The following is a 20846-nucleotide window of genomic DNA, read 5'->3' as shown; positions in this document are numbered from 1 at the left end:
GAGGCAGAGGAAATGGCATTATTGAAAGATGGTATTTCTGAAATGATTGATGGGAAACGTGTCATTACAAAAAAACCAGAACTGCTTGCACCCGCAGGAAACTTGGAAAAACTGAAAATTGCTGTACATTACGGAGCTGACGCTGTTTTTATTGGCGGGAAAGAATTTGGACTTCGCTCAAATGCAGATAACTTTTCAATTGAAGAAATGGCAGAAGGTGTCGCATTTGCAAACAAATATGGCGCACGCATTTATGTGACAACAAATATCTTCGCCCACAATGAAAACATGGACGGGCTGGAGGAATACCTTCAAGGGATCGAAGGCGCTGGAGTAGCAGGCATTATCGTAGCTGATCCACTGATCATTGAAACATGTAAACGTGTTGCACCGAAACTTGAAGTCCATTTAAGCACACAGCAGTCTCTTTCAAATTGGAAAGCTGTTCAGTTTTGGAAGGAAGAAGGGCTTGAGCGTGTGGTGCTCGCACGTGAAACTAGTGCGCTAGAAATTAGAGAAATGAAAGAAAAGGTCGATATTGAAATCGAAACATTCATTCACGGTGCGATGTGTATCGCATACTCTGGCCGCTGCGTGCTCAGTAACCATATGACGGCAAGAGATTCTAACCGCGGAGGCTGCTGCCAGTCCTGCCGCTGGGATTATGATCTTTATAAACTAGAAGGTTCTGAGGAAGCGCCTTTATTTGGTGAGGAAGATGCGCCATTTGCAATGAGTCCAAAAGATTTGAAGCTTGTTGAATCCATTCCTCAAATGATTGAAATGGGAATTGACAGCTTAAAAATCGAAGGACGGATGAAATCCATTCATTATGTTGCCACTGTTGTAAGTGTGTATCGTAAAGTCATCGATGCGTATTGTGCTGATCCAGACAATTTTGTCATTCAGCAGGAATGGTTAGATGAATTAGATAAATGCGCAAACCGTGACACAGCACCAGCCTTTTTCGAAGGCATACCAGGAACGGATGAACAAATGTTTGGCATCCATGGGAAGAAAACGACATTTGATTTCGCAGGTCTTGTTCTTCATTATGATGAAAAAGAACAAATCGTGACATTGCAGCAGCGTAACTTCTTTAAGCAAGGCGACGAAGTCGAATTCTTCGGACCAGAAATTGAGAATTTCACATGCAAAATTGAGACGATTTGGGATGAAAAAGGAAATGAACTAGATGCCGCTCGTCATCCGCTGCAAATCGTCAAATTCAAGCTTGATCAAAAAGTATACCCTAGCAACATGATGAGAAAGGGGAAATAACAGCCACATGAGGAGTAAACCAGTTGTCATTGGTATTGCTGGCGGCTCGGGTTCGGGTAAAACGAGCGTCACCAATTCAATCTATGAAAAATTTAAAGGACATTCCATCCTCATGCTTCAGCAAGATCTATATTACAAAAATCAAAGTCATATGCCATTTGAAGAGCGCCTGCTCACGAACTATGATCATCCGCTTGCATTCGACAATGACCTGATGTTTGAGCATTTGGAACAGCTCCTAAGATACGAATCCATTGAAAAACCAATATACGATTTTAAACTAAATACACGTTCAGAAGAGACGGTTCATGTTGAGCCGAAGGATGTCATTATCGTTGAAGGTATCTTTGCGCTCGAAGACGAACGTTTGAGAGACTTAATGGATATTAAACTGTATGTTGATACAGATGCAGACCTTCGCATCATCCGCCGCATTTTACGCGATACGAAGGAAAGAGGCCGGTCGATCGATTCTGTGATTGAACAATATGTATCTGTTGTCAGACCGATGCATAATCAATTTATTGAACCGACGAAACGATACGCCGATATCATCATCCCAGAAGGCGGCCAAAACCATGTGGCGATAGACTTAATGGTGACAAAAATTCAAACGATTCTTCAAAACCGAGCAGAGTAAATGGTGGAGAAGAAAAAGACCTTTACAGTGTAAAGGTCTTTTCAGCATCATCTTACCAAACTCTCACAAAAACTTGTCCTAAGACAGACGTCCCTTTATAAAGAGTGATAGTGGCATCGCCACGTGAATGAGCGGTCACTATTCCAAAAGAGTTAACAGATGCAACTCTCTGGTTGTCTGTCCAATAACGTGTTGCTGCAGCATTATAGACTGAGCACTCCTGACCAACTTTCATAGGTAAATCGTAATTTTGAATTGAAATCACATCTAATGTTTTCAATCCAGAAGTGCATATATTATTGTTATTGACTGTGAAATCCGCTGTTTCTTTGGCCGAAGCCATGCCCATTAGTGAAAAAGATAAGGTAGAGATGGATAGAACAGAAACAATTGTTTTCTTCATGTTCATTTAAAACACTCCCTAGCATGTATTTGGTCTTGCATTGATAGAATTCAACAAAAACCAAATATTACCTTGTAAATATTTGTTAATAATATGTGAACATTTATAAAAGCAGCATTCTCGGAAAAAATCTTAAGGGTTTGATATGATAAGAAAACAATGAAGAAAAGAAGAGATGGAGAAATCACTACCACATAGCGAAAGAATGAAGTTGAAAAAGTATATTAAAAAAACGACAAACAAATCATCACAAATTTTCAAACAATTCTTGATCAAAATGCAATTTTGTAATAATATAGCATAGACATATCGTACACTGACCATATTATGTATTGGAAGATGGAGAATGGATAAGCTATTCTTCTACATATGATCGAAATGGCCGAACGAGGTACAGGAGCTTCCTGTGCCTTTCCACAGTTTGTGCGATTTTAGACCGCTGCGAGTGGTCCTGTCTAATAAAAGGCATAATAGTTGCATCTAAAAGGGACGCCATGTAAGATGGACTTTTACGAATATGGTACAGAAGGAATGAGGGCCTGAACATGTCCTCATTCTTGTATATTTCAGTCGTCACTCACGTGCAGAAAGTTTGTATGGTGAGGATTAATAGAAGGAGTGAATGATTCATGGCACAAGAGAAAGTATTTCCAATGACAGAAGAAGGAAAACGTAAATTAGAAGAAGAGCTTGAATATTTGAAAACGGTTAAACGTAAAGAGGTTGTAGAGCGTATTAAAATCGCTAGAAGTTTTGGAGACCTCTCTGAAAACTCGGAGTATGATTCTGCTAAAGAAGAGCAGGCGTTTGTAGAAGGCCGTATTACAACGCTTGATAATATGATTCGTAATGCTAAAATTATCGAAGATGAAGGAAACTCAAATGTGGTTTCACTTGGTAAAACGGTGACATTCGTTGAATTACCAGACGGGGAAGAAGAGTCTTACACAATTGTTGGAAGTGCAGAAGCTGACCCGTTCGAAGGCAAGATTTCAAACGATTCACCTATTGCAAAAAGCCTTTTAGGTAAACAAGTAGACGACAAAGTAACCGTTCAAACACCTGGCGGAGAAATGTTCGTCCAAATTGTAAAAATTTCTTAATCACGTTTATCAGGTAAACACCTCGTCCACAATAGGGACGAGGTGTTTTTATGCGCAAAAAAAGAAGAATTCAATGGACAGGTGCGATTATTTTTATACTATTGCTCGGTCTTCTGATGAGACTGGCAGAAATTCAGCTGTTCTTTACAGAATCGTTTTCAAAGCTTGATATCAATTTAATACAAGAAAGTGTCAAACAGCGAACAGAAGAAGTCGTTATTTCAGACGGGCGCGGTGAGTTTTTAGATCGAAACGGCCAAGCACTTCTTACAAAAGAACAGCCTGCGGTTATCTTATTTCCTTTCCTGCAATATGATCTTCCACGCTTACAGCAAACCGCCTCTATTCTTGAGATGGAAGAGGATGAACTCAAAAAACAGTTAACAGAAACGAAAAAACCTCTCATTTTAAAAGATGACATCACGAAAAAAAAGCTGAAAGACATCAATGATATGAAATATTCAGGTGTGTACGGCGTATATATGAAAGAGAAGGACAAAAAAAGACTTGCCCTCCACACACTAGGCTTCACAAGCGAAAATCCAGAACTATTGAGAAAGCGTTATCCTGACAAAAAAGAGCTTTCCATACGTACTGAAATCGGCACATTTGGGCTGGAAAGCACCTTTGACGAATTTCTATTACCCGAGCAAGACACAAAATTGTTATATCATGTGGATGGAAGGGGAAACCCTTTGTTCGGTATGGACGTCAAATATACAGCAGAAGCTCATTCCTTTTATCCACTTCAGGTACAGACAACAATAGATGAAGACATGCAGGCTGAAATGGAGAAGGTGCTCAAAGAACAAGGCGTTGAAAAAGGCGGTGCCGTTCTGCTCGACATTGAAAGCAGCAGTGTACTCGCGATGGCGAGTACCCCAAATGTCACAAGTAAAAACCGGCATGAGGCAAGAAATTACATGCTGACAGCGATTGCACCAGGCTCTGTCTTTAAAACGGCTGTACTTGCCGCAGCAATCGAAAAAAATCTTGACCAGCCACAAACCATGTATGACTGTCGAAAGAATTTATATGGAGAGCCTGAAGGAAAACAAGAAGTGCTGAATCTGACTGATAGTTTCTCGCAGAGCTGCAATTATACCTTTGCGACACTTGCTGAAAGGCTCATTCAAACAGATGATCAAATCATCGAAAAGACGGCTGCAAAGCTTGGACTCATAGATCGAGCTGGCTGGGAAGGGGATGTCTATCATAAGCAGCACTTCAAACAGTTTGATCGTGAAGAAACAGGCAGTGTGTGGGGAGATAAAAGAGACAAGCATGTCAAAAAAGCCATTGCACAAACCGCAATAGGACAAAAAAATGTGAAAACGACGCCTCTGCAAATCGCGAATATGATGGCTACGATCGCAAGAGGAGGAGAACGAAAAGAAGTGAAAATCGCAGAAAAAGTGCTGTATCAAAACGGAACAACGATGCTGTCCTTTCAAAACAAACGGCCTGAAGGGGGCAGCATAGACCGCTATACAGCTCAAAAGCTGCAAAAATTCTTAAGGCAGGTGGTGACCTCTGACAAGGGAACCGGAAGAAGGTTTCAAGATTTGCCATACGATGTAGCGGGAAAATCAGGTACTGCCCAAACCGGCAGTCAAGACAAAAAGGGGAATCCGCTTTATCATAAGTGGTTTGCTGGATACTTTCCGGTAGAAAAACCAAAATACGCCCTTGTTGTTGTTCACCTTGATGAGACAAGTGGCCGGGCTAAGACAAATGATGCGTTTTATGATATTGTAAAAAAGGTCAATGAAATTGAAAAGAAACAGACATAGAACATCCCTTCATGACATGTTAGAATAGTAACGACTTAGGGAACAGAGGCAAAGGAGTGCAGAGATTTTGAGTAGAAATTCTCGATTTGAACATCGTGATAAGCGCAGAAAGGCAAATATGGTGCTTAACATATTAATTGGTATCGTTGTGGTGCTTATTTTGGTTGTCGCATCGAGTTTGTTAATTTTTAATAAGCCGAAAGATCCTGATGTAGCGGATGCGCCATCAAAAACGGCACCTGCAACAAGTGAAAATAAACAAAACTCACAAGAAGATGTGAAAGATCCAAAGAAAGACACATCCGATGATTCAGATGCAAAAAAAGATGATTCATCTGATCAAGACGACGAAACGAAGAAGACAGATGATGAAGAAAAACCTAATAAAGATGCGTTAAAAGACGCCAAAGAAACAGATGGCGGCAAAACGAGTGATGTAGACAAAACATACGAAAATGATGACTGGGAGCCTGTAGGAACAGAGCAATCCGGTTCACATACAGCAACCTATGATTCCAGCTCAAAAGACTGGAAAGAAATGATCAAAGCCATGTCCTATGCGACAGGAATTTCAGAAGATCAAATGACCGTTCTTTGGTTAGGAAATAACGGAGGTCCTCAAGATGCAAAAGGAACCATCCGTGATAAATCAACAGGTGAACGCTACCGCGTGGAAATTACGTGGGTAGATGAAAAAGGCTGGAAACCTGTGAAGGTTGAAAAATTAAGATAAACACGAAAAAAGATAGCAGATTGTTGACAAAGGGCTAAAATGATGTTTATTTTAGCCCTTTGTCTTCTTTTCAGCGTGATAGAAAACCTTTGCAGTCTAGGAAGGACGAGTACTGGAGCGGAGCGAATTTGACATTCGTGAGCACCGGCACGCAGAACTGACAACGAATGCGAGGGTTTGTCTATACGCTGAGATAGCAGATCTGCTATCTTTTTTGTTTAAACATTTGCTTTAAAATGAACAACTGCTGTATACAAAATCCGCTCATCGATCACAGTCGTTTGATGACTGACAGAATGAACAGTCAGCAGAATCGCCTGATTATGTTCAATTTGTTTTTGGATCTTTTGTTCAAGTTCTTTTAAAGATGTTGCTTCAAAAAATTCTATTTTATCCTTTAAAAAATCCAGCTGAAAATCCATTTGATTCACCTCTCTATACTCTTCATTCATCTTAATCTCTCTCCCTCAGAAGGGCAAATGTTTTTCTGTCTCTCCCAGTATTTTTTAGTAGGAAAGAAACAGAAGTTGTGGTAGGATAGGAACTGTTCGACGGAATAAAACATACTATACGCATAGGAATAAATAGATAAAGTGGAGGGAAAGAAAATGGGACGTGAATTTCTTTCTTTATTTGATCATTGGGCTGACTCTTATGACGACACGGTAAGTGGTCATGACGAGCAGTATAAAGAAGTGTTTCGCCGGTATCCGGCTATTTTAAAAGAGATTGTCCGCCTTTCAGGCCAAAATGTTCTTGAGTTTGGAAGCGGTACGGGGAATCTAACAGCGCTGCTCCTTGCAGCTGATAAAAACGTGTTTGGTGTTGAACCATCAGATGCCATGAAGAAAGCGGCTCTTCAAAAAGGACTGCCAGATCTATTTCATGATGGGGATTTTTTATCATTTCCAGCGCCGCCTTTTGAGCCAGATACGATCGTCAGCTCATATGCATTCCACCATTTAACGGATGAAGAAAAAAAACAAGCCATTCACACCTATAGCAACATCCTTCACTCAGATGGTAAAATAGTTTTTGCTGATACAATGTTTCAAAATCAAGCAGCACATCAAGCTCAGATCGACAACGCGAGAGCCGCAGGGTTCGATCAGCTTGCAGAGGATTTAGAAACGGAATATTATCCATCCATTGATGTGCTAAAGCAAATCTTTGAAGAAGAAGGTTTTAGCACGTCCTTTCATCAAATGAATGATTTTGTTTGGATCGTAGAAGCGAAGAAAAGGGAATGAAAGGATGTTTTTGATTTGAAAATCGCAGTTATAGGTGCAATGGAAGAAGAAGTGACGATTTTAAGAGATCAACTAAAAAATGCTACACAAGAAAACATCGCTGGGTGTGAATTTACAACAGGTGTTTATGAAGATAAAGAAGTGATTTTATTAAAATCAGGAATTGGAAAAGTAAATGCAGCGGTCAGCACAACATTACTGCTTGACCGCTTTCAGCCAGATTATGTGATCAATACAGGATCTGCTGGCGGTTTTCACCACTCATTAAATGTAGGTGATATTGTCATCTCTACTGATGTGAGACATCATGATGTAGATGTGACCATCTTTGATTACGAATATGGACAAGTGCCGGGACTTCCAGCTGCTTTCATTGCAGATGAAAAGCTTGTGAAGCTGGCAGAAGAATCTGCTTTAGAAATTGATCATATTCAAGTGGCAAAAGGAACGATTGCAACAGGAGATTCGTTTATGAATGATCCGGATCGTGTAGCGTTTGTGAGAGAGAAGTTTCCAGAGCTATATGCGGTGGAAATGGAAGCCGCAGCCGTTGCACAGGTCTGCCAGCTCTTTGGTACGCCATTTGTTGTCGTTCGTGCGCTATCGGATATTGCAGGGAAAGAATCCAACATCTCCTTTGATCAATTCCTTGAGCAAGCAGCGATTCACTCAACCGACCTTGTCTTGCGTATGATAAAGCAAACACAATAAAAGAAGGGGGTTCCCCTTCTTTTCCATGCAAAGGAAGGGAATCATATGGCTGTCATAAAGGATATTACTGAATTAATTGGCCGCACACCGCTTTTAAAGCTATCAGGGATTGGCGTCCCAGAAGGCGTTGAGGTGTATGCAAAGCTTGAGATGATGAATCCAGGTGGAAGTATTAAGGATCGTTTAGGTGACATGCTCATCAGAGAAGCATTAGCAACTGGCAAACTGCGTCCAGGCGGAACTATTATTGAAGCAACTGCTGGAAACACAGGAATTGGGCTTGCCCTAAGTGCAAGAAAGCATCAATTGCAAACCATTTTTTGTGTACCAGAACATTTTAGTCAAGAAAAACAACAACTGATGAAGGCGCTCGGTGCAGAGATTATTCATACGCCCAGAAAAGAAGGCATGAAGGGTGCGATTGATCGAGCCCTTGAATTAGAGGCAAGCCTTGACAATGCCTATTGTGTTTTACAATTCAAAAACCAAGTAAATCCATTGACTTACTACAGAACGCTCGGTCCCGAATTATGGTCCGACTTAAAAGGGAATATCGATGTATTCGTGGCGGGAGCAGGATCTGGCGGAACTTTTCAAGGTTGTGCCGCCTATTTAAAAGAGCAGAATCAGGCGTTAAAAACAGTGGTTGTGGAGCCTGAAGGATCAATTTTAAATGGAGGGGACCCGGGGCCGCATAGAACGGAAGGAATTGGCCTTGAATTTATCCCAGATTATATGGAGCAGGCTTTATTTGATGAGATTTACACTGTCAGTGATGATGATGCGTTTCGAATGGTGAAAGAAGCAGCTGAAAAAGAAGGTGTTCTCATCGGCAGCTCTTCTGGTTCCGCTTTATTTGCCGCTTTAGAGGAAGCAAAGAAAGCAGCACCTGGGACAGTCATTGTCACCATTTTTCCTGACAGCAGTGAGCGATATTTAAGTAAAGGAATTTATGAGGGAGGAAAATAGAATGAAACCAAAAACAATGATGATTCACAGTGGAACAACGGGTGATGAGAGAACAGGCGCCGTGTCTGTGCCGATTTACCAAGTGAGTACTTATAAGCAGCCGAAAGCAGGCGAACATACGGGGTATGAATACTCCAGAACAGCAAATCCAACAAGAACTGCCCTGGAAACAGTCATTCGTGATCTTGAAGGAGGAGCCAGCGGCTACGCATTTGGTTCAGGGATGGCAGCCATTACGGCTGTGATGATGCTGTTTAACAGCGGAGATCATATTGTGCTGACAGATGACGTGTACGGCGGAACCTACCGCGTCATCACAAAGGTGCTAAACCGCATTGGCATTACTGCAACCTTTGTTGACACAAGTGATCCTGAAGCAGTGAAAAAAGCCATTTTACCTGAAACAAAAGCCGTTTACATTGAATCGCCAACCAATCCTTTACTCAAAATGACGGATCTAAAAGCCATCGGCGAATTGACAAAGGAAGCCAACATCTTGATGATTGTCGACAATACATTTTTCACACCGTATTTCCAAAAGCCGATTGAATATGGCGCAGACATTGTCTTGCACAGTGCGACTAAGTATTTAGGCGGCCATAGTGATGTTGTAGGCGGGCTTGTCGTCACAGCGACGAAAGAGCTTGGAGAAGAACTGCACTTTGTTCAAAACTCGACAGGCGGAATTCTTGGACCGCAGGATTCATGGCTTCTCATGAGAGGGATGAAAACGCTTGGACTACGAATGGAAGCACATCAACAAAATGCACAGAAAATCGCTGAGTTTTTAAAGCAACATGCAGCCGTCACACGTGTTTATTATCCAGGTCTCGATACTCACCCTGGACATGAACTTGCGAAAACACAAGCATCCGGCTTCGGCGGCATGATCTCTTTTGATATTGGAAAAGAAGAACATGTCGATGTATTTTTGAGCCAACTTAAGCTGTTTACAATCGCAGAAAGCCTTGGAGCGGTTGAAAGCTTAATTTCTGTCCCTGCCCGGATGACCCATGCGTCCATTCCAAAAGACCGCCGGGAAGAGCTTGGCATCACAGATGGTTTAATTCGTATTTCCGTCGGAATTGAAGATGTGGATGATTTACTACATGATATCAAGCAAGGACTAAGCGCACTGGCGAATGGATAGATTTACATGCTCCTCGCTTTCTCTCACTATGTTAAGCTATGAATAGACATTGATAACTGGAAGGTGAAACAAGTGAAGAAAAAGTGGAGTGATTTAGTGACAGATTACAAGCAGTACGCTTTTATTTTGCTTGCTGTCAGCACCTTTTTATATATTGGTACGATCTTACCGAACCAGCACATCGAAGCATCTCCAAAAATGCTGATGATGGGAATAGATTGTGTTTTCTTATTAGCAGCTTTTGTTTGTGTTAAACGCGCGATTTTCTTTCAAAAGAAACTGCAAGAATTAGATGAAGATTAATTCGAAAGCCTCCTCATTTGCCTGAGGAGGCTTTTTTTATTGTATTGGACAATCGGACAAGAATAACTGTAGAAATTTAGTCAAAAACACAAAATTCATCTATATTACTAAAAACAGGTTTACAAAATGGTGCTTGCTGGATATACTTACAAAGTAATTAAAAAAACGTAAAGGAGGCTGAAGAATATGTTATTCGTATCTACTTGTGATCAATTCAACCAACAATTTCATCATGTCATCAGCCTGTGGAAGAGTTCGTGTCCTTCCTTTGCCTTATACGGTGCACGCTTCAAAACTGTTTAAGTAAACGAGGATTTCACACGTATCATCCATTGCAGGTTGGAAGACACTGTCTTTTGATCTGCATTTTTGTGTGCCCGCAGGTCAACTGATAAAGAAGATCTGCGGGCTATTTCGCGTGCTGCGAACTGAAGGGAGGTGAGCGTATATGACAATCCATTTATTTTTTATTACTTTGACGATTAAGCGGAAATACAAGGACATTGAGACCGTTCTTTACGAACAAGAAGTCGAAACAATTTATGAAGAAATGAAACAGAAACAACTAAAGTATATGAACTAAAACAGGAAATGAAAAATGTGAAAAGGAGGAGATTGACATGTTTATGATGCTTGCAATGCTTGATTGTTATACGATGGAGAAGGACCAGGTTTAGACACGCTCCACATTGATCACCTGCACATATGATACCGTAAAAGGTGATTGTGAGGTGATCAATGAATGTCGATGTCACCATATATGAGATTTCCGTCTGTGGGGCACGGGTATGCATCTATTCCGCATTCCTTAAAGCACGGATACGGCAATCCATACCGCATGCAAAGAGAGCAAGAGGAAATGCTCAGACGTTATATGTATCAGTACCGGACTTATTGGTATTAAAGAAAAGGAGCAGGAAACCATGACGTTTCCTGCTCCTTTTACGTTAGCAAATCCAGCTTGCACCAATGATGATCAACAAAATGAACAGTACAACAAGCAATGCGAATCCGCCTGCAAAACCGCCACCGTAGCCACCGCAGTAGCCTCCAGAATAACCGCCAAAGCCCATAATCTAGCACCACCTTTATCTAATCAAGATACATTTATAAATTATGCAGCTCATGCAGAAAACGAAATCAATCTGAGCACAAATAATGAAAACGCCTATTCAGGTTAAAAAAATTTTCACTTTCTGCGAAACATTTTCTGAAAAGGAGCGTCTTATAAGAGACAAATAAATTAGGACTAGGTCTTAATTTTTGTAAGGTGAGAGCCGATATGAAAAGTAAGGAAATTTGTAAATAGTTTTATTTACTGGTGAAAAGCAGGTGTTAACATTGATTCAAAGCTGGATTGGAAAACAAATGAGGGAACCAAAAGGCTTGTTCTCAAAATGGGTTGCCCGCTATATGGAAAAAAATCATCATAATATCAATGAATGGACGATTCAACTCTTAAATATACAAGAAAATGACCGAATTTTAGAAATTGGGACTGGAAGAGGCATCACCTTATCAAAGGTAGCTGAAAAACTTGACCGCGGAAAAGTATATGGAGTGGATGCCTCTCGCCATATGATTAAATATGCAAAAAGAAAACATAAGAAGCTTGCGGAACAGGACAAAGCCGTCATTACGCTTGGTAAGGCTGAGCAATTACCTTTTGAAGACAGATCATTCAATAAATTATTTACGGTGCAGACGATCTATTACTTGAAGGATATTGAGCAAGTCATGAAGGAAGTGTACCGCGTCCTTCAAGTGGATGGAGAAGTATTTTTATCTTTCCAAAAGCAGGAGCTGATCAACGAACAAAAACGGTCAACATCTTTTTCATCGTACAGTGAAGAAGAGATCAGCCGTCTGTTTTCAGCATATCACTTTAGAGAAGTCTCGGTTTATCACTATGATACATACATCTGTATCAAAGCCTTAAAATGATGAAAATATTTCCCAGGTAATGAACAAGCACTCAAAAAAGAGGCTCTTCGTCAGAGGAGCCTCTTTGCCTGCAATAAAAAAAGGTTCTTCATCAGAAGAGCCTTTTGTATGTGATATAGGCGCCAGCCAGGTGTGTAAGGAATGATAGTATATATAAGGAATTTGTTTGTCGATTAAGGATACCTGTCTGGCTTATTTCTTATATCGACACCGTTCTGCAAAAGTTTAGCTTTTTTTTCAATATTTTCTTTTTTATTTCGCTGAAAGACACATTTTTCTTTCTCACATAGACATGTGACTCCCTCTTTTTCACATAATGTGCTGTTTGAAGAAGGAAATTGCTTAAGAAATAGAGAAAATTGTAGAGACTTCATTTTTAAACAAAAGGGAGGAATGAAATCATGTCGGGAAACAAAGGTGTCGTTTATAAAGGAGCAGGAAAAGTAGCAGTTGAGGATATTGGATACCCTGATTTGGTCTTAAAAGACGGCCCGGGTGTACCTAAAGCCAATGTGGGGCGCAAATGTGAGCATGGCGTCATTTTAAAAGTAGTGACGACGAATATTTGCGGAAGTGATCAGCACATGGTGAGAGGGCGTACGACTGCACCTGAAGGACTTGTCCTTGGTCATGAAATTACAGGTGAAGTCGTGGAAGTTGGGCGAGATGTAGAGTTTATTCAAAAAGGAGATCTCGTGTCCGTTCCGTTTAATATTGCATGCGGACGCTGCGTCATGTGTAAGGAACAAAAAACCCATGTGTGCTTAAATGTAAACCCGGACCGCCCTGGCTCTGCCTATGGATATGTAGATATGGGCGGATGGGTTGGCGGCCAATCCGAGTATGTCATGGTTCCATATGCAGATTTTCAACTGCTCAAATTTCCAGACAAAGATCAAGCGATGGAAAAAATACTTGATCTCACGATGCTTTCCGATATTTTCCCGACAGGTTTTCATGGTGCTTATACGGCTGGAGTAAAGCCTGGTTCGACCGTATATATTGCAGGTGCTGGGCCAGTAGGTCTTGCAGCAGCACATTCGGCTCAGCTTCTTGGCGCATCTGCTGTGATTGTTGGAGATCTGAATGAGCAAAGACTGGAACAGGCAAGAAGCTTCGGCTGTGAGACGATCAATCTACGAAAACATGATCGAATCGGCGAACAAATTACGAATATTTTAGGGGAGCCAGAAGTTGATTGTGCCGTCGATTGTGTCGGCTTTGAAGCTTCGGGTCATGGAGACCAGGGAGAAGCACCAGCAACTGTTTTAAATACGATTATGGATATTACTAAAGTTGGCGGCAAGCTTGGAATTCCAGGGCTTTATGTCACAGAAGATCCAGGAGCAGTGGATGCCGATGCAAAAGTCGGTTCTCTGAAAGTGCGAATTGGACTTGGCTGGGCGAAAGCTCATACCTTTGTGACAGGTCAAACCCCTGTTATGCAATATCATCGCAGTCTAATGAAATCCATTTTAAGCGGCAGAGCACAGATCGCTAAAGCCGTCAATGCGACCGTCATTGACCTTGATCAAGCCCCTAAAGGATATAGTGACTTTGATTCGGGTGTGGCGAAGAAATTTGTCATTGACCCGCACGGGATGCTTTCTCGATAATTTTTAACATGAAAGGAGCCGCTCAATAAAATGGGACGGCTCTTTATTGTGGAAAATCACATAGAATATACAAATCCATTTCAAGGGGGAGGAATTAGATGAATTCAGATCAAGCCAAAAGAAGGGTTGTAGAACAATTTGGGAGAAATGCAGAAAAGTATGTGACGAGTCAAACTCATGCAAAGGGAGCAGACCTGGATCTAATCGTTGAATGGACAGCTCCAAAAGAAAGCTGGATCGTCCTCGATATAGCAACTGGTGGCGGGCATACCGCAAAAGCATTGGCTCCATATGTGAATCAAGTATTTGCGACGGATTTAACGAAAGAGATGCTTTCTCATACATCACTTCATTTAAAAGCGTATCCACAAATTTTTTATGTAGTAGCGGATGCAGAAAGCCTTCCTTTTTTAGATGGCACATTTGATATGGTCACATGCCGAATTGCAGCACACCATTTCCCGCACCCTGAACAGTTTGCCAAAGAGGCATCTCGCGTATTAAAGTCAAATGGTCTGTTTTTCTTTATTGATAATGTTTCGCCAAATGATGAAGAGCTTGCACTATTTATCAATGAGCTGGAAAGATTGAGAGACCCAAGTCATGTGTCCTGTCTATCTACAGAACAATGGCGGGAATTGTTTTATAAAGAGGGAATAAAAGAAGTAAGATCAATGGAACGAAAAAAACGTTACCCTTTTCAAGAATGGGTCAAGCGAACAACGAAAACTTTAAAGGAAGAAGAGATCGTTACAAAATACATGCTAGATGCTAACGAGAAAATAAAGCAATATTATAGATTGAACATGACAGAGGATCAAATAGAATCAATAGAGGTGGATGACTGGATTGCTCTTTTCAGGAAAGAATAAAAATGTCGATTAAACTTTGTGGAAAAAGCAGGGTCAAACATTTGTGAGTGGTGATCCCCCTTCTGTGATGTAATATGACTGAAATTAGTATTTGATCCGCATATATTGATTAAAAAACTTACAAGAACCTCTTGTAAGTTTTTTTGTGTTTTCAACATTTATAAAAGTCTGTACTATTCTCCTGCATTCCGTAACATGTTAAAATGAACGGATTGGAAATATTGATATTTAGTAGAATTTTATACCATATATTATAATTTGATTGGATGGTAAATATTTTTAGGTTTTTTATGTAAGAGAACGATATGCCGAATAGAGGAGAGAGATAGGTTGCTAAAAGTACATGACATTAAGAAAAATTATGAGAATAAGCAGGTATTAAAAGGGGTAACCTTTCACTTAAAAAAAGGAGAATCATTTGGTCTATTGGGACCGAATGGTGCTGGGAAATCCACATTAATTGGCATCTTGACAGGGCTTATCCGAGCAACTAGCGGCTCTGTAACGATTGAAGGTTTAGATTTAAACAAAGAAACAAATAGAGCACAGCAAATGATTGGTATTGTCCCGCAAGAGATCGCGTTATATTTACATTTGACAGCAAAAGAAAATTTAATATTTTGGGGGAGAATGTACGGACTCAAAGGAAAGGAGTTAAAAAGCAGAGTACAAGAAACACTTCAGTTAATTGGTCTTGAAGATAGAGCAAATGACAAAGTGAAAGTATTCTCTGGAGGAATGAAAAGAAGAGTGAATATCGGATGCTCGATTTTGCATCAACCGAAACTATTAATCATGGATGAACCGACTGTAGGTATAGATCCACAATCAAGAAATCACATACTAGAAACAGTAAAAATGTTAAATAATGAAGGGATGACAATTATATATACTAGTCATTACATGGAAGAAGTCGAATATTTATGTGAAAGAATGGCTATTTTGGACCACGGATCCATCATTGCAATGGGGGATCAACATGAATTAAGTGAGCTTGTCGGCAATCAAAGGGAAATTATTTTTACTATTAAACGTGAACATGGACAGAGCGAAATAGATCGTGTTTGCCAATACATAAATGATGAAGATCCGTTAAAGGAAATCGTGATTCATGGAAATCAAATTAAAATATTTGATCAACATCCTCAGCAGCTATTAAGTCGTCTCATTCAAGGTGTGACTGCATTAAATGTTCAAATTATTTCAGCAGAAATCGTAGAACCAAACTTAGAAAATGTTTTTTTATATTTAACTAGTAAAAAATTGAGGGATTAGGCTGTCTGGAGGTGAGCATATGAGCATTTGGGTTGTACTGAAAGATCTATTATTGTTTTTTAGGGATAAGAAAAGCTTTTTTACACTTTTTTTTATGCCTATCATATTAATTGCTATTTTAGGTGCAGCATTTGGAGATAACATGCAGAAAGATAGTGAAATCAGGATCAATTCATTTCGAGTAGGAATAACAGATCAAGATAAGTCCGCTACAAGTAAAATGTTTCTTTCAACAGTGTCTAAGAGTGAACTAAGTGACATATTTGATGTGAAGGTCACCTCGAAAAATCAGCTAGAGAAAGATTTAAATAGTAGAGACATTACAATGGGGATAATCATCAAGCCGAATTTTGAAAAAAGCCTATTGAATCATGATCATGTGCAATTGAATATTTTGAAAGGACCTAATTCAAACTTACAGGAAATGGTTCTGGAAAATGTGGTTTTGCAATTCTTTCAAAATTATCATATGAATCGTATTCTGGTGCCGCTGAATCAAGGTAAAGAAGTGGAGATCGTGTCTGATCAACTGAAAAAAGACCTGGTGAACGAGAGAAATATTCATATCAACAGCCAGCCGATTACATCCTTCCAATACTACGCAGGCGGGATGGGTGTGCTTTTTTTATTAATGACTGTTGTTTTTCTAGTTGGAAGTATGATAGAGGAAAAAGAGGAAGATGTTTATAAAAGGCTGATTGTATCAAAATTAAGCAATACTAGTTACATCGTTGGAAAGTTATTAGGTATTGTTTTGATGAGTATGATTCAACTTGCGGTCATTATTTTATTTACTAGTTTTGTCTTTAAGGTGAACTGGGGAGAGCCTTTTACTGTTGTTATGATCGGATGTAGTTTTATATTAAATGCTGCGGGTTTCGGGGTACTGATTGGTTCTTTTATCAATAGAGAAAAAACGTTTAACAGTGTGGGGATTTTAGGAACTCAAGTGTTAGCTGCTTTAGGTGGGAGTATGGTGCCCTTATACTTATTCCCGCAATGGGTAATTGATATCAGCTATTTTTTACCTAATTCTCTTGCACTTCAAATGTTTTTGAAAAGTATGGCAGGTGCTGATTTTAGTGAAATTCAAAGCGGATTATTACTTAGCTGTGGGATGGGACTAGCTTTCTTCATCATTGCTTTATTAAGAATGTCTTTTGAAAGGAAGCATCGTTATGCATAAAATATTAGCCATTATAACGTTAAAGTTAAAAGAAACATTAAAGTCCCCATTGACCCTCATTTTTTTATTTGTTATGCCAATCGTATTTAGTTTTATCTTTGGCAGTACCGCATCTGATTCAAAGAAACCTACAGTTGCTTTTATTCTAGAGCCTAGTCAAGGGAAACTGGATCAAGAAATTTTTCGAATTCTCGAAAAAAACACCAAATTTCTCTGGGTAAAGGCGACTGAAAGAGACGCAAAAGATTTAGTATCTGAAGAAAAGGTAGTGGCGTCTGTAAAAGTCGCAAACCAATTAAAGTCCCATCTAAAAGAAAATAAAGAAATTTTTGATGTGACAGTTTATAAGAAAACTGAAGAATATGCAGTCTTATCTCCTTATTTAAAAGAGACAGCTACCATCATTTATCAAATCAATCAGGGTGTGAAAGAGCAGAAAAGTGTTTCTCTCACTAATGCATTGAACAAGTTAAATGAATCTGGCACCATTTCATTTATTGAAAAAAATCAAGATGATCAAGCAAGCCAGCAGCCAAACTTAATACCGCTTGGCTTTACCATTATGTTTATGATGTTTGCGATTTCAAGCTCTGTGTCATCTATTCATTTGGAATATAAAGATTATACATGGCAAAGATTGCTTTCGAGTCCAATTCATAAAATATATGTGCTTCTGGGCTATTTAGTGGCTTATTTCCTCCTTGGATGGATACAACTGGGTGTTCTTTTGACTGTCTTATCTGTGTTCTTTCATGTGTACTTAGGCAACGTAATTCATATTCTAGTGTTTGGATCATTTGTTATAGGGCTAGTCGTGAGTTTAGGTTTTATGATTGCCACCTTATCTCATACAAAAAAGCAAGCTGAAGTATTTAGTGCAATTGTCATTGTAGGATCGTGTATGCTGGGTGGTATTTATTGGCCTTTAGATATCGTTCCAGACATTATGAAGAAGATCTCTTTGGCTATACCGCAAACGTGGATGATGTCTGGTTTTGGTGAGATCATGAGTGGTACGGTCAACCAATCAATCTTATTATTAGACATAACAGTTTTAGCAGCTTTTACGATTGTTTTTATGGTGATTGGTTTGAAAAATATTAGATCCTATTAATCATTTTTCTTCGTTCCATTTGAGTTTTTAAAAAATCCCTCTATTACTCTCAATTGCGATAAAGGGGTTTTTTATTCATGCGTACTCCTCAAAATGATATGATAGACGACAACATCTCATGGAGAAAGGATTGGATGAATGATGAATTTTCAACATAAAACCGTCATCATCACAGGTGCAGCCAATGGTATTGGTGAAGCGGTCGCCTGCGGTTATGCAAAAGAAGGGGCGCGTGTGGTGCTTGCGGATATAGATGAAGAGAAGGGGAAGCGTTTGGAGGAGCAGCTGAGAAAAGAGTCCTTTGAAGTTTATTTCATTAAAACAGATGTGAAACAGGAGAAGGATATTCAGCGCTTAATGTCGTTTGCGGTGGAGCACTGCAAAACAATTGATATTCTTATTAATAATGCCGGCGTCATGTGCACAGCATCGCCTTATGAGTTAACGGTCGATGAGTGGGATCATGTGCTGCATACAAATGTAAGAGGGACTTTTTTATGCGCTAGAGAAGCAGCACGTTATATCAAAGAGAATCCAAACGGCGGTTCCATTGTGAACATTTCATCTACCCGTGCGACCATGTCAGAGCCCTATACAGAAGCATATGCTGCATCAAAAGGCGGCATTTCCGCGCTTACTCATGCCTTGGCAGTTTCTTTTAGTCAGGATCACATTACGGTCAATAGCATTTCCCCTGGATGGATTGAAACGAAAGATGAGAAAAGTCTTCGAGAAATTGACCATCAGCAGCATCTTTCCAATCGAGTCGGCACGCCAAAGGATATTGTGAAAGCCTGTTTTTATTTAACAGATGAAGACAATCAATTTGTGACCGGCACAGATTTGGTTGTTGATGGCGGCATGACTAGGAAAATGATTTATGCGGATTAACATGAAAAAAACATTGACGCTTTGATCGAGGCGCAGTACAATATGTAACAATTCAGCTGAAGATCGTGATGAAAAAAAGACAAAGCGCAAATAGAGAAGAGTACATCATAGCTACCCCACACAGAGAACTCCGTGAAGCTGAGAAGGAGCTGGGAAGCATGATGGAACCAAGCCTCTTAGCTCTGCACCGGATTCCCTCGGATGGTGGTGCAGCGAACTTCTCCCGTTACAGAGAAGGGTGAATGATCACCCGCTAAGGTTCATCTGGCAACAGATGAATGAACTGAGGTGGCAACGCGGAGTAAATCCCGTCCTCAAGACAGACATGTCTTGGGGGCGGGATTTTTTTATGACAAATAGGGGGGACAATGATGAAAAAACATTGGCGGGATATGAGTATTTTACTTGGAGCCATCGGGATCGCGAACATAGGAGAATGGATTTATATGATTGTCCTCCATCTGCTTATTTTTCAAGAAACGGGCTCTGTACTTGCTGTAACAGCAGTTTATTTGCTAAGACCGGCTGCTGCTCTTTTGACCAATAGCTGGTCCGGCAGTTTGATTGACAGGCTGAATCAGCGGAAAGTGATGATCAGTTTAGATATTACCCGTGCTCTGCTCATTGCATGCATCCCTTTTGCCTTATTTTCAGGACATCTGCTCATTCTGTATGTCATGGTGTTTTTCATACAGATGGCACAAGCGATGTTTCATCCAGCGTCGATGGTGTATATGACAGGACTCATCCCGGCGGATAACCGAAAACGGTTTAATGCCATTCGCTCTTTATTACAATCCGGTGGATTTTTACTTGGGCCCGCAGCAGCAGGTCTGCTCTTTCTCATCGGGACGCCTGTTCTTTCAATTTATGTAAATGCCATCTGCCTGTTGATATCTGCACTGTTAACGATGTGTTTACCGAATTTGCTCAAAACAGATGCTGCCCAAAAGCGGTTTTCCCTTTCAATGTTAAAAGAGGATGCAAAGCTTGTTCTGCGATTTAGTCTGACGTCACGCCAGATCATGACGGTATATTTATTATTTAGTGCGGCGATAACGGTCCTTCCTACGGCCATAGACTCACTTGAAACAGCCTTTGCAAAAGAAGTATTAATGCTGACTGATACACAATATGGCCTTCTTGTCAGTATAGCTGGAGCGGGTATCATTGCAGGGGCAAGTCTTAATTCGGTCATTGTTGAAAGGCTGTCAGTTTCGCTGATGCTTGGAATCGGCAGTTTGTTTGTGGCGTTTGGCTATCTTATTTATGCATTTTCCAGCAGCCTAGTTGCAGCTGCCGGTGGATTTTTTATATTAGCCTTCTTTTTAGCATTTGCGAACACAGGATTTATGACGTACTATCAAACGAATATTCCTGTGGAGGTGATGGGGAGGGTAGCCAGTTTTTATGCTTTGGTTGAAGCTATTCTAACGATGACCATGACAGGAATATTTGGCGGACTCGCTCATATTTTATCGATCAGAATCTCCGTCATCATTGGGTGTATATGTATGCTTCTTATCTGTCTATTGTTATGTTTTGTCATCTTTCGTCCATTGACTGTCAAAAAAATAGTGCATCCTACTTAGAAAATTAAAAAAATTATGTT

Annotated in this window: 22 protein-coding genes, 1 pseudogene and 1 other annotated feature; of the genes and pseudogenes, 20 read left to right on the top strand and 3 right to left on the bottom strand. The window is 40.1% G+C overall.

The window, feature by feature from the left end; all coding sequences use genetic code 11:
* The first annotated feature begins 12 nt into the window (after positions 1-12).
* Both MHI23_RS12320 and udk read left to right on the top strand, forming a co-directional pair.
* On the top strand, positions 13-1281 hold the full coding sequence (locus MHI23_RS12320) for a U32 family peptidase (protein ID WP_024427877.1): 1269 nt from the start codon (positions 13-15) through the stop codon (positions 1279-1281).
* 7 nt (positions 1282-1288) lie between these two features.
* The gene (udk, locus tag MHI23_RS12315) at positions 1289-1921 is read left to right on the top strand and encodes a uridine kinase (RefSeq protein ID WP_024423106.1); all 633 of its coding nucleotides are present in this window, start codon (positions 1289-1291) and stop codon (positions 1919-1921) included.
* Between the two features lie 52 nt (positions 1922-1973).
* Here udk and MHI23_RS12310 read toward each other — a convergent pair whose 3' ends face one another.
* Positions 1974-2330: an Ig-like domain-containing protein gene (locus tag MHI23_RS12310; protein ID WP_056767947.1), complete on the bottom strand. Its 357-nt coding sequence runs from the start codon at positions 2328-2330 to the stop codon at positions 1974-1976.
* A gap of 623 nt (positions 2331-2953) precedes the next feature.
* On the opposite strand from MHI23_RS12310, the gene greA reads away from it, so the two are divergent.
* The 3 genes from greA to MHI23_RS12295 all read left to right on the top strand — a co-directional run bounded on the left by greA (position 2954) and on the right by MHI23_RS12295 (position 5953).
* Positions 2954-3427 (top strand): transcription elongation factor GreA, encoded by a 474-nt coding sequence (greA, locus tag MHI23_RS12305; RefSeq protein WP_008358505.1) that lies wholly within the window; start codon positions 2954-2956, stop codon positions 3425-3427.
* 50 nt (positions 3428-3477) lie between these two features.
* Positions 3478-5220, top strand: a complete 1743-nt coding sequence (locus MHI23_RS12300) for a penicillin-binding protein 2 (RefSeq protein WP_342491985.1) — start codon at positions 3478-3480, stop codon at positions 5218-5220.
* 67 nt (positions 5221-5287) lie between these two features.
* A complete protein-coding gene (locus MHI23_RS12295; RefSeq protein WP_025092411.1) occupies positions 5288-5953 on the top strand; it encodes a YrrS family protein in 666 nt (221 codons plus the stop codon).
* A 218-nt stretch (positions 5954-6171) separates the two neighbouring features.
* On the opposite strand, the gene MHI23_RS12290 is transcribed toward MHI23_RS12295, so the two are convergent.
* Complete coding sequence (locus tag MHI23_RS12290) at positions 6172-6375, bottom strand: YrzA family protein (RefSeq protein WP_024423103.1); 204 nt, start codon at positions 6373-6375, stop codon at positions 6172-6174.
* A gap of 186 nt (positions 6376-6561) precedes the next feature.
* Here MHI23_RS12290 and MHI23_RS12285 point away from each other — a divergent pair, with 186 nt between their 5' ends.
* The 7 genes from MHI23_RS12285 to MHI23_RS12255 all read left to right on the top strand — a co-directional run bounded on the left by MHI23_RS12285 (position 6562) and on the right by MHI23_RS12255 (position 11240).
* A complete protein-coding gene (locus MHI23_RS12285) occupies positions 6562-7203 on the top strand; it encodes a class I SAM-dependent methyltransferase (RefSeq protein ID WP_025092834.1) in 642 nt (213 codons plus the stop codon).
* 15 nt (positions 7204-7218) lie between these two features.
* A complete protein-coding gene (mtnN, locus tag MHI23_RS12280; protein ID WP_024423101.1) occupies positions 7219-7914 on the top strand; it encodes a 5'-methylthioadenosine/S-adenosylhomocysteine nucleosidase in 696 nt (231 codons plus the stop codon).
* A gap of 45 nt (positions 7915-7959) precedes the next feature.
* Positions 7960-8883: a cysteine synthase family protein gene (locus MHI23_RS12275; RefSeq protein WP_025092835.1), complete on the top strand. Its 924-nt coding sequence runs from the start codon at positions 7960-7962 to the stop codon at positions 8881-8883.
* A gap of 1 nt (position 8884) precedes the next feature.
* Complete coding sequence (locus tag MHI23_RS12270) at positions 8885-10033, top strand: bifunctional cystathionine gamma-lyase/homocysteine desulfhydrase (RefSeq protein WP_024423100.1); 1149 nt, start codon at positions 8885-8887, stop codon at positions 10031-10033.
* 72 nt (positions 10034-10105) lie between these two features.
* Positions 10106-10336, top strand: a complete 231-nt coding sequence (locus MHI23_RS12265; RefSeq protein ID WP_034279976.1) for a YrhC family protein — start codon at positions 10106-10108, stop codon at positions 10334-10336.
* Between the two features lie 448 nt (positions 10337-10784).
* Positions 10785-10919 carry a YrzI family small protein gene (locus tag MHI23_RS12260; RefSeq protein ID WP_065214597.1) on the top strand — a complete coding sequence of 45 codons (135 nt, stop codon included), beginning with the start codon at positions 10785-10787 and terminating at the stop codon, positions 10917-10919.
* A 165-nt stretch (positions 10920-11084) separates the two neighbouring features.
* The gene (locus MHI23_RS12255; protein ID WP_223251019.1) at positions 11085-11240 is read left to right on the top strand and encodes a hypothetical protein; all 156 of its coding nucleotides are present in this window, start codon (positions 11085-11087) and stop codon (positions 11238-11240) included.
* Between the two features lie 43 nt (positions 11241-11283).
* Here MHI23_RS12255 and MHI23_RS12250 read toward each other — a convergent pair.
* A pseudogene (locus MHI23_RS12250) lies at positions 11284-11358 on the bottom strand (YjcZ family sporulation protein); the annotation flags it as partial.
* Between the two features lie 319 nt (positions 11359-11677).
* Here MHI23_RS12250 and MHI23_RS12245 point away from each other — a divergent pair.
* From MHI23_RS12245 to MHI23_RS12210, 8 genes are all read left to right on the top strand, one after another.
* Positions 11678-12280, top strand: a complete 603-nt coding sequence (locus MHI23_RS12245; protein WP_024427897.1) for a methyltransferase domain-containing protein — start codon at positions 11678-11680, stop codon at positions 12278-12280.
* Positions 12281-12681: 401 nt separating this feature from the next.
* Positions 12682-13896, top strand: coding sequence for a formaldehyde dehydrogenase, glutathione-independent (fdhA, locus tag MHI23_RS12240; protein WP_024423097.1), 1215 nt, complete (start codon positions 12682-12684; stop codon positions 13894-13896).
* 98 nt (positions 13897-13994) lie between these two features.
* Positions 13995-14768: a class I SAM-dependent methyltransferase gene (locus MHI23_RS12235; protein ID WP_056767935.1), complete on the top strand. Its 774-nt coding sequence runs from the start codon at positions 13995-13997 to the stop codon at positions 14766-14768.
* 330 nt (positions 14769-15098) lie between these two features.
* Complete coding sequence (locus tag MHI23_RS12230; RefSeq protein WP_342491984.1) at positions 15099-16043, top strand: ABC transporter ATP-binding protein; 945 nt, start codon at positions 15099-15101, stop codon at positions 16041-16043.
* Positions 16044-16062: 19 nt separating this feature from the next.
* On the top strand, positions 16063-17229 hold the full coding sequence (locus MHI23_RS12225) for an ABC transporter permease (protein WP_056767931.1): 1167 nt from the start codon (positions 16063-16065) through the stop codon (positions 17227-17229).
* Entirely contained in the window at positions 17222-18343 is a 1122-nt protein-coding gene (locus tag MHI23_RS12220) for an ABC transporter permease (RefSeq protein ID WP_056767927.1), read from the top strand. Before MHI23_RS12225 ends, MHI23_RS12220 begins: the two co-directional genes overlap by 8 nt.
* A gap of 141 nt (positions 18344-18484) precedes the next feature.
* A complete protein-coding gene (locus MHI23_RS12215; protein ID WP_056768094.1) occupies positions 18485-19234 on the top strand; it encodes an SDR family oxidoreductase in 750 nt (249 codons plus the stop codon).
* A 78-nt stretch (positions 19235-19312) separates the two neighbouring features.
* Positions 19313-19553: a binding site (T-box leader), on the top strand.
* 52 nt (positions 19554-19605) lie between these two features.
* The gene (locus MHI23_RS12210; protein WP_056767924.1) at positions 19606-20826 is read left to right on the top strand and encodes an MFS transporter; all 1221 of its coding nucleotides are present in this window, start codon (positions 19606-19608) and stop codon (positions 20824-20826) included.
* Positions 20827-20846 lie beyond the last annotated feature (20 nt).

This window comes from Bacillus sp. FSL M7-0003 (assembly GCF_038628485.1).
Lineage (GTDB): Bacteria > Bacillota > Bacilli > Bacillales > Bacillaceae > Bacillus > Bacillus safensis.
The sequence above is the reverse complement of the archived record's forward strand: the minus strand, read 5'-3'. Positions and strand labels throughout refer to the sequence as shown.

Coding starts and splice junctions, on each gene's coding strand:
- MHI23_RS12320 (WP_024427877.1), top strand. CDS start 13: ATGGCATTATTGAAAGATGGTATTTCTGAAATGATTGATGGGAAACGT.
- udk (WP_024423106.1), top strand. CDS start 1,289: ATGAGGAGTAAACCAGTTGTCATTGGTATTGCTGGCGGCTCGGGTTCG.
- MHI23_RS12310 (WP_056767947.1), bottom strand. CDS start 2,330: ATGAACATGAAGAAAACAATTGTTTCTGTTCTATCCATCTCTACCTTA.
- greA (WP_008358505.1), top strand. CDS start 2,954: ATGGCACAAGAGAAAGTATTTCCAATGACAGAAGAAGGAAAACGTAAA.
- MHI23_RS12300 (WP_342491985.1), top strand. CDS start 3,478: ATGCGCAAAAAAAGAAGAATTCAATGGACAGGTGCGATTATTTTTATA.
- MHI23_RS12290 (WP_024423103.1), bottom strand. CDS start 6,375: ATGGATTTTCAGCTGGATTTTTTAAAGGATAAAATAGAATTTTTTGAA.
- MHI23_RS12285 (WP_025092834.1), top strand. CDS start 6,562: ATGGGACGTGAATTTCTTTCTTTATTTGATCATTGGGCTGACTCTTAT.
- MHI23_RS12275 (WP_025092835.1), top strand. CDS start 7,960: ATGGCTGTCATAAAGGATATTACTGAATTAATTGGCCGCACACCGCTT.
- MHI23_RS12270 (WP_024423100.1), top strand. CDS start 8,885: ATGAAACCAAAAACAATGATGATTCACAGTGGAACAACGGGTGATGAG.
- MHI23_RS12260 (WP_065214597.1), top strand. CDS start 10,785: ATGACAATCCATTTATTTTTTATTACTTTGACGATTAAGCGGAAATAC.
- MHI23_RS12255 (WP_223251019.1), top strand. CDS start 11,085: ATGTCACCATATATGAGATTTCCGTCTGTGGGGCACGGGTATGCATCT.
- fdhA (WP_024423097.1), top strand. CDS start 12,682: ATGTCGGGAAACAAAGGTGTCGTTTATAAAGGAGCAGGAAAAGTAGCA.
- MHI23_RS12235 (WP_056767935.1), top strand. CDS start 13,995: ATGAATTCAGATCAAGCCAAAAGAAGGGTTGTAGAACAATTTGGGAGA.
- MHI23_RS12225 (WP_056767931.1), top strand. CDS start 16,063: ATGAGCATTTGGGTTGTACTGAAAGATCTATTATTGTTTTTTAGGGAT.
- MHI23_RS12220 (WP_056767927.1), top strand. CDS start 17,222: ATGCATAAAATATTAGCCATTATAACGTTAAAGTTAAAAGAAACATTA.
- MHI23_RS12215 (WP_056768094.1), top strand. CDS start 18,485: ATGAATTTTCAACATAAAACCGTCATCATCACAGGTGCAGCCAATGGT.
- MHI23_RS12210 (WP_056767924.1), top strand. CDS start 19,606: ATGAAAAAACATTGGCGGGATATGAGTATTTTACTTGGAGCCATCGGG.